A 14,036-nucleotide genomic window follows, 5' to 3' on the forward strand; every position below is an offset into this window, starting at 1 on the left:
CGAACAGGGAGGGAAGCGCTTCACTTACCCGGTCATGTGAAGCGCTTCCCTAGCCGGCGAGGAGGGTCGATGGTGATCGACTGCCATCAGCATCTGTGGCCGGCCCGGCTTATCGACGCGCTCCGCCGCCGCCAGACCCACCCCTATCTGCGGGGTTGGACGCTGCACCTGCCGGGCGAGCCGCCGTATGAGGTGGATCCGGCCGCCCATGACGTCGAGCGCCGCCGGGAGCAGGAGCGGCGCGACGGCCGGACGCGGGTCCTCGTGTCGCTGTCCAGCCCGCTGGGTATCGAGCACCTGCCGGCCCACGACGGGGCCGAGCTGATCGATCTCTGGCACGAGAGCGCGCTCGAGCTGGGCGAGCCCTACCACGTGTGGGCGGCCGCCGCGGTCACCGAGCTCGACCCGGACGGCCTGGCCAAGGTGCTGCGCGAGGAGCGGGTGGCCGGGCTGCAACTGCCGGCCACGGCGCTGGCCGACCCGGCCGGCATCGCCCACGTCGAGCCGCTGCTGGCCGAGGCGGAGCGGGCGGGCAAGCCGGTGCTGGTGCATCCCGGGCCCGCCCCCGCCTGCGACCCCGGCCTGCCGGCCTGGTGGCCCGCCCTGGTGCCGTACGTCTCGCAGCTGCACCAGTCGTGGCTGGCCTGGCACGTCGCCGGTCGCCGCCGGCACCCCCACCTGCGTGTCGGGTTCGTGGCGCTGGCCGGGCTGGCTCCGCTGCATCACGAGCGGCTGGCCGCGCGCGGGGGCGCCCTCGGTGCGCTCGACCCCAACGTCTTCTACGAGACCTCGTCCTACGGCACGCGCGCGATCGACGCGCTGATCCGGGTCGTCGGGGTCGATCCGATCGTGTCGGGCTCCGACCGCCCGTACGCCGAAGCCGTCGACCCCGGTCTGGGCGCGGCCTTCACGCACGCCCTGTTCGATGCCAACCCGCGCCACTTTCTCACTGGGGAGTCCCGATGACCGTGTTGCCGGCCCCGCCCGGTCGTGTGCTGGATCTGCACGAGCTCAAGCGCTGGGTGGCCGACCTCGCCGCCCGGCCCGAGCTGTGGGAGCACCTCGTGCGGCACGAGACGGGCAAGCGGCACTACGCGTCGGTCTACCGCGACAGCGACATCGACGTCTGGGTGCTGTGCTGGAACGTCGTGGACGACACCGGCTGGCACGACCACGACACGTCGTCGGGCGCGGTGGCCGTCACCCGGGGCGCGGTCACCGAGGCCACCCCGCGGATGGGCGGCGAGCCGGTCACCCGGGTCGTGGGGGCGGGGCGGACGTTCGCCTTCTCGCCCGACCACATCCACCGGATGGGCGGCGCGGTCGACGGCTCGGTCTCCCTCCACGCGTATTCGCCGCCGCTGTGGCGCATGGGGCAGTATTCGATCAGCAGTTCGGGCGTGCTGCGCCGCCGGGCGGTCAGTTACGCCGACGAGCTCAGGCCCATCGACGAGTAGTCGAGCACGGCGCCCAGCTCGGGCAGCAGCTCGGCCGCGCGCTCCAGGTCGGCTCCGAGCGGCCGGTCCTCCTCGGACGTGTCCAGCTGCTCGGAGGCCATCTCGAACGCGTCCCGGACCGGCCCGGCGATGAGCCGGCCCGGAGCCATCCGCAGCGCGCGGACGGCGGCCACCAGCTCGGCCGCCAGCAGCGTCGGCGCCAGGTGGGTCATCGTGCGCAGCGAGCGGGCGCCCTGGGTGGCGAAGCTGGCGTGCTCCTCCAGCCCGAGCGAGATGCTCAGCGTGCCGGCCGCCGTCGGGGTCATGCCGACCCGGATCTCGGTCAGCAGATCCTGGACGACGTACTCGCTGATCATGAGACCGGAGCTGCCGGCCGGACCGGCCGCCAGGAAGGCTCGCAGCCCGGTCAGGTCGGGTCGCATCAGCAGTCCCAGTCGCGCGGTCGACAGCGACAGCACCGGCAGGAACGCCCCGCGCACGGCGTCCAGCTGGGAGGCCAGCGTCGCCGTGTGGAACTGCCCGTGATGCCGTACGCCGTCCGGGGTGACCAGCGGGTTCTCGACGGCGCCGTTGAACTCGGCGGCCAGCGCGTCGTCGAGTGACCGGGCGGCGTGGATGGCCGGCGCGGTGACCTGGGGCAGCACCCGCAGGCCGAACGGGTCCTGGATGCGTACCGGGGCGCCGCTGCCGGCCACCAGGCGGCCCATCAGCCGGGCCACCTCGACCTGGCCGGGATGGGGCCGGTAACGGTGCACGGTCACGTCGTACGCCTCGGGGTTGCCCCGCAGGGCCAGGAAGCTCAGCGCCGCCACCACCATGGACGCGCGGAGCTGGCTCTGCACCCGCTGCAACGCCAGCGCGGCGGTGGCCACGGTGAGCGCGCTCGAACTGATCATCGGCAGCGCATCGGTGGTGCCGAACGGGGTGATCGGGCCCTTGCCGTCACGCCACGGCCGCTCGCCGGCCAGCGTCAGGCTCAGCTCGGCCAGGGCGGCCAGGTCGCCGGTGCCGATCGCGCCCCAGTTGTGGATCGTCGGCACCGCCCCGTCGTGCAGCGCCTCGGCCAGTGCCTCGGCGACCTGCCGGGAGACCCCGGAGCCCCCGGCCAGGATCTGGTTGAGGCGGACGGTCATCATGGCCCGGGCGGTGATGTCGTCCTCGATCGGGCCGACGGCCGCGCAGTGACTGCGCAGCAGCCGCAGACCGCGCTCCTCGTCGCCGGCCGTGCGCTCGTGCCGATTGGCACCGACCCCGGTATTGGCGCCGTAGACTGCCCCGTGCGCCCGTGCCTGCTGCAGCAGGGCATGCCGCCCCTCGACCCGTCGCAGAGCGGCCGGATCGACCTCGACCCCGCATCGACCGGAGGCGATGGCCAGGAGCGCAGCCAGCGTCAGACCACGACCGTCGAGTCGTTCTACCTGCATAGCGCCACCATCACACGTGTCTCTAGACCGTAACGGCTCCCCCGATCCGTTGACATCTTATTCACTACCCCTGAAGTATGAATAGTGGTATTCATCGCTAGCCTGGAGCGCCATGATCACATTCGATGACGTCGTGAAGGTCTACCCCGGCGGCGGCACCGCAGTCGATCACGTCTCGCTGGAGCTTCCCACCGGCAAAACTACGGTCTTCGTCGGGCCGTCGGGCTGCGGAAAGACCACTTCCCTCCGCATGATCAACAGAATGATCAGCCCGACCTCGGGCCGCGTCCTGATCGACGGCAAGGACGTCGCCGGCCAGGACGAGGCACTGCTGCGGCGCGGCATCGGCTATGTGATCCAGCACGCCGGCCTCTTCCCGCACCGCACCGTGCTGGACAACGTGGCCACCGTGCCGGTCCTGCTCGGCAAGACCCGCCGCGAGGCCCGTGACACCGCGATGCAGGTGCTCGAGCGGGTCGGCCTGGCCCCCGAGTTCGCCCAGCGTTACCCCGCTCAGCTCTCCGGGGGCCAGCAGCAGCGCGTCGGGGTGGCCCGGGCGCTGGCCGCCGACCCGCCGATCATGCTGATGGACGAGCCGTTCAGCGCGGTCGACCCGGTCGTCCGCGAGCAGCTGCACCGCGAGTTCCTGCGCCTGCAGTCCGAGCTGGGCAAGACGATCGCCATGGTCACCCACGACATCGACGAGGCGATCAAGCTCGGCGACGAGGTCGTGATCTTCCGCCAGGGCGGCATCGTGGCCCAGGTCGGCACCCCGCAGGAGCTGCTGGCCAACCCGGCCGACGAGTTCGTCGCCGAGTTCGTGGGCCGCGACCGCGGGCTGCGCAGCCTGTCGTTCGACACCGCGGCCGAGATGCCGGTGCGGCCGCTGCCGGCCGAGCTCGTGGTCGACGAGGCGGGCCGGCCGCTGGGCTGGAAGTCGTCCGACGGGATGAAGCCGACCGGTGGCTCCTTCACCAGCGGCGACACCCTGCGCCTGGTGGCCGACCTGGCGATCCTGTCGCCGGTGGGCATCGCGGTGCGGGTCGACGCGAACGGGGTCGCCGACGGCATCGCGCCCCACCACGACCTGGCCGACTACCTGGCGGCGCGGCGCGGCTGATGATCACTTATCTCTCCAACAACTCCGAGACCGTGCTGGCCGCACTCCGCCAGCACATCTGGCTCGCGCTGCTCCCGGTGCTGCTCGGCTTCGTCATCGCGCTGCCCATCGGCTATCTGGGCGTCCGCTTCCCGTGGCTCTATCACCCGTTGGTCAACGTGGCCGGTGTGCTCTATTCGATCCCGTCGCTGGCGCTGTTCGTGTTCCTGCCGGTCGTGCTGGGCACGAGGATCCTGTCGCCGCTCAACATCGTCGTCGCGCTCACCATCTACACCGTGGCGCTGCTGGCCCGCACGGTCGCCGACGGTCTGCGGTCGGTCGACCACCTGATCACCGAGTCGGCCACCGCGATGGGCTACCGCCGGCTGCGGCGCCTGATCGACGTCGAGCTGCCGGTGGCGCTGCCGGTCATCCTGGCCGGCCTGCGGGTGGCCACGGTGGCGAACATCAGCCTGGTCAGCGTGGGCGCGCTGATCGGCGTGGGCGGGCTCGGCCAGCTGTTCACCCGGGGCTTCCAGCTCTTCTACATCGAGCCGATCCTGGTCGGCGTCATCCTCTCGGTGCTGCTGGCCGCCGTCGCCGACCTGGCCATCGTGCTGATCCAGCGGGCGGTCACGCCGTGGACGCGCTTCCAAGGGGGCCGGGCGTGAACCTCTCCTACCTGTTCGACGCGGCGCACTGGGATCTCAACGCCTCGGGCAGCATCCCGCAGCTGCTTCTCTCACACCTCTGGTACGTGTTCCTGGCGCTCGCCATCGGCACGGTGATCGCCCTCCCGATCGGCCTGTACATCGGGCACACCGGACGCGGCTCGTTCATCGCGATCAACGCCGGTAACGCGGGCCGCTCGCTGCCTACCCTGGGCCTGCTGATGCTCATGGTGACGTTGCTCGGGCTGGGCCTGCTCCCGGTCCTGATCGCCCTCACCGTCCTGGTCATCCCGCCGATCCTGACCTCGGCCTACGCGGGTCTGCGGTCTCTCGACCAGCGGGTCGTGGACGCCGCCCGGGGCGTGGGCATGCGGCCCTGGCAGGTGCTCACCCGGGTCGAGCTGCCGATGGCGCTGCCGGTGCTGATGAGCGGTTTCCGCAGCGCCGCCCTGCAGGTGGTCGCCACCGCGACCGTGGCCGCCGCCGTGGGCCTGGGCGGTCTCGGCCGCCTCCTGATCGACGGCCTGGCCGTCAACGACTATTCCCGAGTGCTCGCCGGCGCCATCGTTGTCGCGGTGCTGGCCGTCCTGCTCGACCTGATCCTGGCGCTGGCACAGCGCTGGATCATCTCTCCCGGCCTCCGGGCGTCCCGATGAAAGGTCCATTGATGAAGCGTTTCGGCCGTTTCAGCGCGGTAACCACCGCGCTGGCGCTCACTGTTGCCCTCACGGCCTGCGGTGCCGACGAAGACCCGCTGGCCAACGACAACGGCGGCGGCAGCGCCGCGCCCGGCACCATCACCGTCGGCTCGGCCAACTTCGCCGAGAGCGAGCTCCTCGGCGAGATCTACTCGCAGGCCCTCGAGGCCAAGGGTGTGCAGGTCAAGCGGCAGTTCAACATCGGCGCCCGCGAGCTCTACCTGAAGGCGCTGCAGGACGGCTCGATCGACCTGCTGCCCGAGTACAACGGCGCGCTGCTGTCGGCCCTGCAGAAGGGCGGCGCGCCCGAGGGCGTCAGCAAGCCCGAGGACGTGCTGGCGGCGCTGAAGAAGGTCCTGCCGGCCGGCACCGAGGTGCTGGAGCAGTCGCCGGCCGAGGACAAGGACACGCTGACCGTCACCCAGGAGACGGCGACCAAGTACAGCCTGAAGACGATCGACGACCTCAAGCCGGTCGCCGGCCAGCTGACGATCGGCGCCGGTCCCGAGTGGCAGGAGCGCTACCAGGGTCTCAAGGGCCTGGAGTCGCTCTACGGGCTCAAGTTCAAGGAGTTCAAGCCGCTCGACGCCGGTGGCCCGCTGACCGTCAACGCCCTGGTCAAGGGTCAGATCCAGGTCGGCAACATCTTCTCCACCGACTCGTCGATCGCGACCAACAAGTTCGTGGTGCTCGAGGACCCGAAGAACCTCTACCTGGCCGAGAACATCATCCCGCTGATCCGCTCGACGGCCAACAACCCGACCGTCACCGGCGCGCTCAACGCGGTCTCGGCCAAGCTGACCACCGAGAACCTGACCACCACGCTGGCCAAGGTGCAGGTCGACAAGCAGGACACGGCGTCGGTGGCCAAGGGCTGGCTGACCGAGAACGGCCTGGTCTGACCGACGTGAGGGTGCCGCTGCGGCGGCACCCTCATACGGCGGTGAAAACCGCCGAATAAGAGGGGGACGCCCGCCCGCGACCCCGAGGACCAGCATGATGGCAACCGGCCTACGCCGCTGGCTCGCTGTCGCCCTGGTGCTGGCCGTGCTGATCGGCGGCGGGGCCGCCACGTGGCTGGGGATGCTCGAGGTACGGCAGGTGCAGCACCGCCAGGCGGCCCTGCTGATGGACCACAACGCTGAGGCCATCCAGCGCGCGGTGGCCAACGAGGCGTCCCGGTACACCGAGACCCTGGCCGACATCACGGCCGCGGTGGGCTCGCAGACCGACTTCAGCGCCGCCGACTTCGAGGCCGTCACCTCCCGCCTGACCCGCGACCGGCTGCCCGGCGCGAGCACCGTCGCCTATCTCGTGCCCGCTCAGGACGACGAGATCGCCGAGGTGCAGAGCCACTGGCGGGCCCGGGGCGCCGCAGACCTGACGCTGAAGTCCGCGGGTGACGCCCTGGAGCATCAGTTCCTGATCTTCAGCCGGTCGCTCGACCACGTGACGCTCGCGCCCGGCATCGACCTCACCCAGGCCGAGGAGCCCGCGGCCGCGCTGCGGTTCGCGCGGGCCAGCGGCGAGGTGACCGCGAGCCATCCGTACGTGCTCCTGAAGGACCGCGCCCGGCCGACGGTGCACAAGCAGCAGTCCTTCCTGTTGGCCGCGCCCGTGACGGGAGCGGCCGGCACCCCGGCCGCCGGGCAGTTCCAGGGCTGGGTGACCCTGTCGATGCGGGGCAGCGACTTCGTCGAGGAGACCCTGCACGCGTACGCGGGTGACCTGCTCAAAGTGACTCTGAGCGACCAGGACGCGTCGGTGGTGACCACGGTCGCCTCGACCAGCGCGACGGCCAGGCTGCTGCCGGACACGAGCCTGCGCCGGGTGCGATCGGTCTACGTCGGCGAGCGGGAATGGCAGATCGACATCGAGCCGACCCAGCGCCTGATCAGCGAGACCGACCGCCGGCTGCCGTTCTTCACGCTGCTCATCGGATTGCTGGTCACCGTGCTGGCCGGGTTCCTGGCCGACTCGCGGCGGCGGGCCTTGAAGAGGGTGGCCGACGCGACGGCGTTGCTGCGGCACGACATCGAGCGGCGCAAGGCGGTCGAGGCCCGGCTGCTCGACCGCGAGGACGAGCTAAGGCACCTCGCGATGCACGACGCGCTGACCAAGCTGCCCAACCGGGCGCTGTTCCACGAGCGCCTCGAACAGTCGCTGGACCAGCCGCTGGCCGTGTTCTTCATCGACCTCGACGGGTTCAAGGCGGTCAACGACGGGCTCGGGCACAGCGCCGGTGACCAGCTGCTCATCGACGCGGCGGCGCGGTTGTTGCAGTGCGCCCGAGCCGGCGACACCGTGGCCCGGCTCGGTGGTGACGAGTTCGCGATTCTGGCCTCCGCGCCCTCGTCCTTCTCCGAGGCGTTCGCGGAGCGGATCGTGAGCAGCCTGCGAGCGCCGTTCGACGTCGACGGACAGCCGGTCACGATCAGCTGCAGCGTGGGCGTGGCCGTCTCGGCCGGCGGCCCGGCCGACGCACGACGCCTCGTGCACACGGCCGACGAGGCGATGTACGCGGCCAAGGCAGCCGGCAAGAACCGCTACATGCTGGCCGACGCCGAGCCGGCCGCTACGAGAACGCCGTGACCGGCCGGTCCAGCCGGACGCCGTCGACCGTGGTGTCGACCATCTCGTTGTAGAAGGCGACCAGGTTGGTGATCGCGGCGACGGCCGGGGACGGATACCGGTAGGACCAGGCCAGGTCGGGATAGGAGCCGGTGGGCGTGCGCACGGTCCAGTAGTCGCCGGTGCGGCCCTTGTAGGGGCAGAGGCTCTCGGTCGCGGTGTGCTCCAGAACGTCGAAGTTCACCGCCGTCCGGTCCAGGTAATAGCGGGTCGGCAGGCCGGTCTCGAACAGCAGCACCGGCGAGCGCGACTCGGCCAGCAGCACGCCGTCCAGCTCGACGCGCACCTGCCGGGTCGAGCGCAGCGCGTCGGTCCGCGTGTACGGGTTGCGCGGGTGCAGGAAGATCTCCTCGTCCTCCTCGTACCACGCGTCCAGGGCGTCCCACTCGAAGCGGACGAGCCCGGCCAGGCCCGGCAGGTCGCTCTCGGTGTAGACGCGCGCCGCCATCGGCCGGTCGACGTCGCCCACCTTGAGCCCGATCCGGCGGGTGAGGCCACGGCTCAGCCGGCGCTCGTGCTGCTCGTCGACGATCACGTCGGCCGCGACGTCGTCCAGCGGGATGTAGTAGGCGGGCGGGATAGTTCGGCACCTCCCACAGATAGACCGCGCGGGTCGTGTCGAGCACGGTCCGTCCGCCGATTGTCGCCCGGACCCGCCGGGGTGACGGTTCCATCTGGTTGGCCGCGGCGATCATCCGCGGGAAGTCGGTCGTCATGTGTCCTTCGTAGCGCGCTTCCCCCGGCCGATGCTCTCCGGTTCCGCGTGTTTCGAGGCTGGGGTGAGGGCGGTGACGACGCCGCTGCCGACGAGCCAGCTGACGGCGACCACGAGGGCGAGCCGCTCGACCGTCGCGCCGAAGTCGCTGCGGCCGACGAAGAGCATGGTCAGGCCGAGGGCGGCACCGAGGGGCACGATCAGCACGACGCCCGCGGCGGCCAGCCGGGTCATCGCCGGGCGTGGGTGGGCCAGGAAGACCGCGGCCATCGCACCGGCCAGCACGATCATGCCGGCGACGCTGGCCGAGGCGTGGATGATGTCGGCCGCCGTGGCCGGCTCGTAGGGGGGCAGGGGGCAGGTGTCGCTGCAGGCGACCAGGCCCGACGTGGCCGCCAGCACCGCCGAGACCAGCAGGCACACGCTGACCAGCCGCAGGTCGCGCAGAGCCCAGCCGAGCAGGGCCACGCCCGCCGCGAGCAAGACCAGACCGCTGCGGTACGGGATCGCGTAGGGCTGACCGGCCGTGCCGGCCTCACTGACATACCCGTCCCACCAGGAGCCGGCCGGCGCGACCAGCGCCACCAGCATGACCACGGCACCGGCGGTCACCGCGGCCGAACCGGCGATCGCCGCAGTTCTCGTCACGCTCCCATCATGATCGATAGGGTCGGGGAATGCCTCGGACCGTGGTCGTGACCGGCGCCAGCTCCGGAATAGGCCGGGCCGCGGCGGTGGCCCTGGCCCGGGGCGGCGACGAGGTGATCCTGCTGGGCCGCGACCCGCGGCGGCTGGCCGGCGCGGTCGAGGCGGTGCGGGAGGCGGCCGGCCGGACGCCGGCCGCCCATCAGGCCGATTTCGCCGTCCTGGACGACGTGCGCTCGGCCGGCGAGCGGATCGCCGCCGAGCATGAGCGCATCCACGTGCTGGTCAACAACGCGGGCCTGCTGACCGCCGTCCGCCCGCTGACGGCCGACGGCTTCGACCCGACGATGCAGATCAACCACCTGGCCGGATTTCTGCTCACCCACCTGTTGCTGCCCCGGCTGCGCGCCGCGGCGACCCCGGCGGCCCCGGCGGCCCCGGCCCGGATCGTCACGACCAGCTCGGCCGCCGAGGCGTGGGGCGCGCTGGACCCGGACCGCCCCGGCCGTCGGCAGTACTCACGCTGGCTGGCCTACGGCGCGAGCAAACAGGCCAACATCCTGTTCACCGTCGAAGCGGCCCGCCGCTGGGCACCCACCGGTGTCATCCCGGCCTGCTACTTCCCGGGCCTCATCCGCAGCGGTTTCGGCCGATCGAGCCCCTCGTTCAGCGCCGCCCGGCTGGCCCCCGGCCTCTTCCGAACCCCCGAGGAGGGCGCCGACACCCTGCTCTGGCTGGCCACCAGCCCGACGCCCCCGCACCCCGGCGGCTATTACGCCTGGCGTGCCCCCTTCCGCGCCACCCCGCGCTCGACCAGCCCGTCCCGAGCCGCGCGCCTGTGGCAGTCAAGCCTCACCGCGGTCGGTCTGCCGGCCTGAGGTGACGGCGGAGGACTCTCCCGGCCCGAGGTGACGGCGGAAGAAGAGGACGGCGCTGTCGGCCTCGTGCCGGGGCAGCCCGCCGTGGCGGCCGGGATTGGCGTGCAGCGTCTTGTCGGCGGAGGCGAACGTCTCGAACAGCGCCAGGCCGGACGACCGCGGCACGAGCTCGTCGTCCCACTGCAGGGCGAACTCGATCGGCGCGGTGATGCGAGCGGCCGTCCCGGCCCGGTTGTCGCGCAACCCGATCAGCCCCAGAACGCCGGCCGTGAGACGGTCGTCGTCGGCCATCAGGGCCAGACCGATCGCCGCCCCCATCGACATGCCCCAGAAGCCGGCGGGCCCGGCCGGTGCCAGCAGTGAGCCCGGGATCGTGTCGTCGCGAAGGAAGTGTTGCTCGGAGAAAGTCATGACGTGCCCTTCGGTATGCCGCAAGGGGCACCCCGGGGACCGTACGTCAGCTCAGCGACGCCACCCCGGGAGCACCCGACCATCCAGTGCGTTGATCGGTCTCACCTCCTCGGGTAGCAGCAGCCGCCGAACGGTAGCAGACCGCCTAAGCTCCGGACATGATTGCGCGAATGTGGCGGGGCCGGGTGCGGACCGAGCGGACGGACGACTACGTCGCCTACATCGAGCGGACCGGGCTGGCGGGTTACCGCGAGACGCCGGGCAACCGCGGGGCCGAGATGTGGGTGCGCGACCTCGGCGACGGACGCACCGAGGTGACGACGGTGAGCTGGTGGGATTCGCTCGACGACATCCGCGGCTTCGCCGGTGAGGACATCGAGCGGGCCGTCTTCTACCCCGAGGACGACGAGTATCTGGTCGACCGCGAGACCACAGTGACTCATCACGAGGTGGTCCGCCGCCTCGGCTGAGACGAATTTCCGCCTGATGTTCGATTCTTTCAGGCTGCGGTTCAACTATTGCGTTCGTGTGAACGCGGCTGTCACGATGACCGTCGATCCGTTCCCCACTCCCCCGGATCGACTGGAGTCCCCGTGCCCGTCACCCGACGCACCCTTCTGTCCACAGCGGCCGCCGGCTCGGCCGCCGCCCTGCTCACCGATCTCTCCCCGGCCCGCGCCGCCTCTCCCCCGGGCGACGTCGTCGGCAAGATCTCCGTCGGCTACCAGGGCTGGTTCTCCTGCCCCGGCGACGGCGCCCCGATCGGCGGCTGGTGGCACTGGAGCCGCGACCGCTTCCAGCCGCCGTCGCCCGGCAACACGACGATCGTGTCCTGGCCCGACATGCGCGACTTCACCCACGCCTACCCGACGGCGTACCCGAATCTGGGCGACGGCCGACCGGCGACGCTGTTCTCCTCGTACGACCAGCAGACCGTCGACACACACTTCCAGTGGATGCGCACCTACGGCATCGACACCGCGGCGCTGCAACGCTTCAACCCGATGGGCGACGAGGGCCCCACCCGCGACGCCATGACCGTCAAGGTGCGCAACGCGGCCGAGGCCACGGGTCGCAAGTTCTACATCATGTACGACGTCACGGGCTGGACGTCGATGCAGAGCGAGCTCAAGGCCGACTGGACGGCGAAGATGGCGGCGCACACGTCGTCGCCGGCCTACGCGCGGCAGAACGGCAAGCCGGTCGTCTGCCTCTGGGGCTTCGGCTTCGCCGACGACGGCCGCCCGTTCGCCCCGGCCGCCTGCCTCGAGGTCGTCAACTGGTTCAAGGCGCGCGGTTGCTACGTGATCGGTGGCGTGCCCACCTACTGGCGCGAGGGCAAGAACGACAGTCGCACCGGTTTCGCCGACGTCTACCACGCGTTCGACATGATCTCGCCGTGGATGGTCGGCCGCACCGGCACGCTCGACGGGCTCGACTGGTTCCTGTCTAATGTGAACACCGCCGACCAGGCCGACTGCAACGCCCGCGGCATCGACTACCAGCCCTGCGTCCTGCCCGGCGACCTCTCCACGGGCGCCCGCCGCCACGGCGACTTCTACTGGCGCAGCCTCTACAACATGATCAAGGTGGGCGCCCAGGGTCTGTACGTGTCGATGTTCGACGAGTTCAACGAGGGCAACCAGATCGCCAAGACCGCCGAGACGGCCGCCTCCGTCCCGGCCGGCACCGGCATCCGCCCGCTCGACGAGGACGGCACCTTCTGCTCGTCCGACTACTACCTCCGTCTCACCCAGGACGGCGGCCGCATGCTGAAGGGGCAGCTGGCGCTGACCGCCGTGCGCCCGACCCCGCCCGTCACCGGCACGACTCCGCCGCAACCCACCGGCGACCTGGCCCGCGGAAAGCCGGCCTCGGCGAGCGGCCAGACGCAGACGTACGCCCCGGGCAACGCCGTCGACGGTGACGCCGGAACCTATTGGGAGAGCACGAACCACGCCTTCCCACAGTGGATCCAGGTCGATCTCGGTGCCACCCGGACGGTCGGCCGGTGTGTGCTGAAGCTCCCCGGCGGCTGGGGCGCACGATCCCAGACACTGGCGATCTCGACCAGTACGGACGGCTCGTCGTTCAGCACGTGGTCGGCCGCCACGGCCCGCGTCTTCGATCCGGCCAACGGCAACACGGTGACCGTCACCGGCGCGGCCGCCCAGGCCCGATACGTACGGGTGACCTTCACCGCCAACACCGGCTGGCCCGCCGGTCAGCTGTCGTCCTGCGAGGTCTACACCACGTAAGCACCCTCGTCGGCGGGCGGGCCGGCAGCTCCCACACTGCCGGCCCGTCATTCACGTGCGGTGCCGGGTGAGTCGCAGGCCGGTCAGCTCGCCCGCTTCGACGCCACCCACCAGCTCCGAGGCGATGAGCCGCCCGGCTTTCGGCGCCAGCGTGACACCGGAATGCATGACGGCGACGTAGGCACCCTCGGCCTCGGGGACGGGACCGATCAGCGGCAGGCCGTCGGCCGGCATGGGGCGCTGTCCGACCCGTACGCCGAGCAGCCGCACCTCCCGGCAGCCGAAAGTGGCGATGATGCGCCGCAGCGTCTCCTCGCCCACCTGCCGCAGATCGGCGCCGGTCCAGGCGGCGGCGACCAGCAACTCCCCATCGGCGGCCTCGCGCACCTCCAGTTCGGGCGAGACGAAGATGGTGCGGACCAGTCCCGGCGGCGCGGCGAAGCGCATGAGCAGGGCCGGTGACGGCGCCACGGGCAGGTCGAACCCCAGCGGGCGGCACAGTGCGGCCGCGTCCACGCCGGCCGCCACGACCACTATGTCCGCCTCCACATCACCGGCGGCGCAATGCACACCGACGACTCGCCCACCTCGCACCGTCAGCGCGCTGACGGCCGTGCCGGCCATCACCCGGGCCCCGTGGGACTGGGCCGCGCGCACCAGAGCCCGCGTCACCGCGACCGGGTCCACGGCTCCGTGGTCCTCGAGGAAGAGCGCCCGGCCGGGCGGCCGCCGCAGATGCGGTTCGAGCCGGGCGGCCACGTCGTCCGGAGGATGCTCGTCGCCGCACAACAGTGCGCCGCGCCACTGCACCCGGACGCCGGGCACGTCGGACTCCCACCGCCGCCAGTCCCGCAAACCGTGCCGTCGCAAGGCCGCGCTCGCATCCGGGACGTCCTCGGCGCGCGGTTCCCCGATCCAGGCGAACGAGTCCGCGGTGACCCCTCACCCGGGTTGCGCCTTGTCGATCAGCACAACGTCACCGGAGGCCCGGGCCACTTCGTAGGCCACCGCCGCCCCGACGATGCCCGCACCCACCACCACGATTCGCACGATCGAACCTCCCGTCCCGGTCAGCGTGGCACGGCGGCGAACATTGCCGGCCCGGGGAGGGAACCCCTCGGCCGGTCGATGCCTTTGGATGGGCAGGGA

The 14,036-nt window shown here is 71.4% G+C and carries 16 protein-coding genes; 10 read left to right on the plus strand and 6 right to left on the minus strand.

Annotated features, from left to right (window positions below; translation table 11 throughout):
• Positions 1 to 69: 69 nt before the first annotated feature.
• Both NAG42_RS15550 and NAG42_RS15555 read left to right on the plus strand, forming a co-directional pair.
• Entirely contained in the window at positions 70 to 966 is an 897-nt protein-coding gene (locus tag NAG42_RS15550; RefSeq protein WP_250030989.1) for an amidohydrolase family protein, read from the plus strand.
• On the plus strand, positions 963 to 1,457 hold the full coding sequence (locus NAG42_RS15555) for a cysteine dioxygenase (RefSeq protein WP_250030990.1): 495 nt from the start codon (positions 963 to 965) through the stop codon (positions 1,455 to 1,457). Before NAG42_RS15550 ends, NAG42_RS15555 begins: the two co-directional genes overlap by 4 nt.
• Here NAG42_RS15555 and NAG42_RS15560 read toward each other — a convergent pair.
• Positions 1,424 to 2,881 carry an aromatic amino acid lyase gene (locus NAG42_RS15560; RefSeq protein ID WP_250030991.1) on the minus strand — a complete coding sequence of 486 codons (1,458 nt, stop codon included), beginning with the start codon at positions 2,879 to 2,881 and terminating at the stop codon, positions 1,424 to 1,426. The two genes, NAG42_RS15555 and NAG42_RS15560, sit on opposite strands and share 34 nt — an antisense overlap.
• A gap of 112 nt (positions 2,882 to 2,993) precedes the next feature.
• Between NAG42_RS15560 and NAG42_RS15565 the strand changes: the two genes are divergently transcribed.
• The 5 genes from NAG42_RS15565 (at position 2,994) to NAG42_RS15585 (ending at position 7,941) form a co-directional block, all read left to right on the plus strand.
• Complete coding sequence (locus NAG42_RS15565) at positions 2,994 to 4,001, plus strand: ABC transporter ATP-binding protein (RefSeq protein ID WP_250030992.1); 1,008 nt, start codon at positions 2,994 to 2,996, stop codon at positions 3,999 to 4,001.
• Positions 4,001 to 4,651: an ABC transporter permease gene (locus tag NAG42_RS15570; protein WP_250030993.1), complete on the plus strand. Its 651-nt coding sequence runs from the start codon at positions 4,001 to 4,003 to the stop codon at positions 4,649 to 4,651. Before NAG42_RS15565 ends, NAG42_RS15570 begins: the two co-directional genes overlap by 1 nt.
• Entirely contained in the window at positions 4,648 to 5,307 is a 660-nt protein-coding gene (locus NAG42_RS15575; RefSeq protein WP_250030994.1) for an ABC transporter permease, read from the plus strand. The genes NAG42_RS15570 and NAG42_RS15575 overlap by 4 nt, the downstream gene beginning before the upstream one ends.
• An 11-nt stretch (positions 5,308 to 5,318) precedes the next feature.
• Positions 5,319 to 6,251, plus strand: a complete 933-nt coding sequence (locus NAG42_RS15580; RefSeq protein WP_250030995.1) for an ABC transporter substrate-binding protein — start codon at positions 5,319 to 5,321, stop codon at positions 6,249 to 6,251.
• Positions 6,252 to 6,348: 97 nt separating this feature from the next.
• A complete protein-coding gene (locus NAG42_RS15585) occupies positions 6,349 to 7,941 on the plus strand; it encodes a sensor domain-containing diguanylate cyclase (protein ID WP_250030996.1) in 1,593 nt (530 codons plus the stop codon).
• On the opposite strand, the gene NAG42_RS15590 is transcribed toward NAG42_RS15585, so the two are convergent.
• The gene (locus NAG42_RS15590) at positions 7,925 to 8,515 is read right to left on the minus strand and encodes a DUF427 domain-containing protein (RefSeq protein WP_250030997.1); all 591 of its coding nucleotides are present in this window, start codon (positions 8,513 to 8,515) and stop codon (positions 7,925 to 7,927) included. The two genes, NAG42_RS15585 and NAG42_RS15590, sit on opposite strands and share 17 nt — an antisense overlap.
• A 177-nt stretch (positions 8,516 to 8,692) precedes the next feature.
• The gene (locus NAG42_RS15595) at positions 8,693 to 9,343 is read right to left on the minus strand and encodes a DUF998 domain-containing protein (protein ID WP_250030998.1); all 651 of its coding nucleotides are present in this window, start codon (positions 9,341 to 9,343) and stop codon (positions 8,693 to 8,695) included.
• 29 nt (positions 9,344 to 9,372) lie between these two features.
• Between NAG42_RS15595 and NAG42_RS15600 the strand changes: the two genes are divergently transcribed.
• Positions 9,373 to 10,218 (plus strand): SDR family NAD(P)-dependent oxidoreductase, encoded by an 846-nt coding sequence (locus NAG42_RS15600; protein ID WP_250030999.1) that lies wholly within the window; start codon positions 9,373 to 9,375, stop codon positions 10,216 to 10,218.
• Here the strand turns inward: NAG42_RS15600 and NAG42_RS15605 are convergent.
• Positions 10,186 to 10,629: a dienelactone hydrolase family protein gene (locus NAG42_RS15605; protein ID WP_250031000.1), complete on the minus strand. Its 444-nt coding sequence runs from the start codon at positions 10,627 to 10,629 to the stop codon at positions 10,186 to 10,188. The genes NAG42_RS15600 and NAG42_RS15605 overlap by 33 nt on opposite strands.
• Before the next feature lie 158 nt (positions 10,630 to 10,787).
• Here NAG42_RS15605 and NAG42_RS15610 point away from each other — a divergent pair, with 158 nt between their 5' ends.
• Positions 10,788 to 11,099, plus strand: coding sequence for an antibiotic biosynthesis monooxygenase family protein (locus NAG42_RS15610; protein WP_250031001.1), 312 nt, complete (start codon positions 10,788 to 10,790; stop codon positions 11,097 to 11,099).
• Positions 11,100 to 11,222: 123 nt separating this feature from the next.
• Entirely contained in the window at positions 11,223 to 12,887 is a 1,665-nt protein-coding gene (locus NAG42_RS15615) for a glycoside hydrolase family 99 protein (protein ID WP_250031002.1), read from the plus strand.
• 51 nt (positions 12,888 to 12,938) lie between these two features.
• On the opposite strand, the gene NAG42_RS15620 is transcribed toward NAG42_RS15615, so the two are convergent.
• Positions 12,939 to 13,757: an NAD(P)/FAD-dependent oxidoreductase gene (locus tag NAG42_RS15620; protein ID WP_250031003.1), complete on the minus strand. Its 819-nt coding sequence runs from the start codon at positions 13,755 to 13,757 to the stop codon at positions 12,939 to 12,941.
• Positions 13,758 to 13,829: 72 nt separating this feature from the next.
• Positions 13,830 to 13,937 carry an FAD-dependent oxidoreductase gene (locus NAG42_RS15625; RefSeq protein ID WP_250031004.1) on the minus strand — a complete coding sequence of 36 codons (108 nt, stop codon included), beginning with the start codon at positions 13,935 to 13,937 and terminating at the stop codon, positions 13,830 to 13,832.
• Positions 13,938 to 14,036: the final 99 nt, after the last annotated feature.

This window comes from Paractinoplanes maris (assembly GCF_023544465.1).
GTDB lineage: Bacteria > Actinomycetota > Actinomycetes > Mycobacteriales > Micromonosporaceae > Actinoplanes > Actinoplanes maris.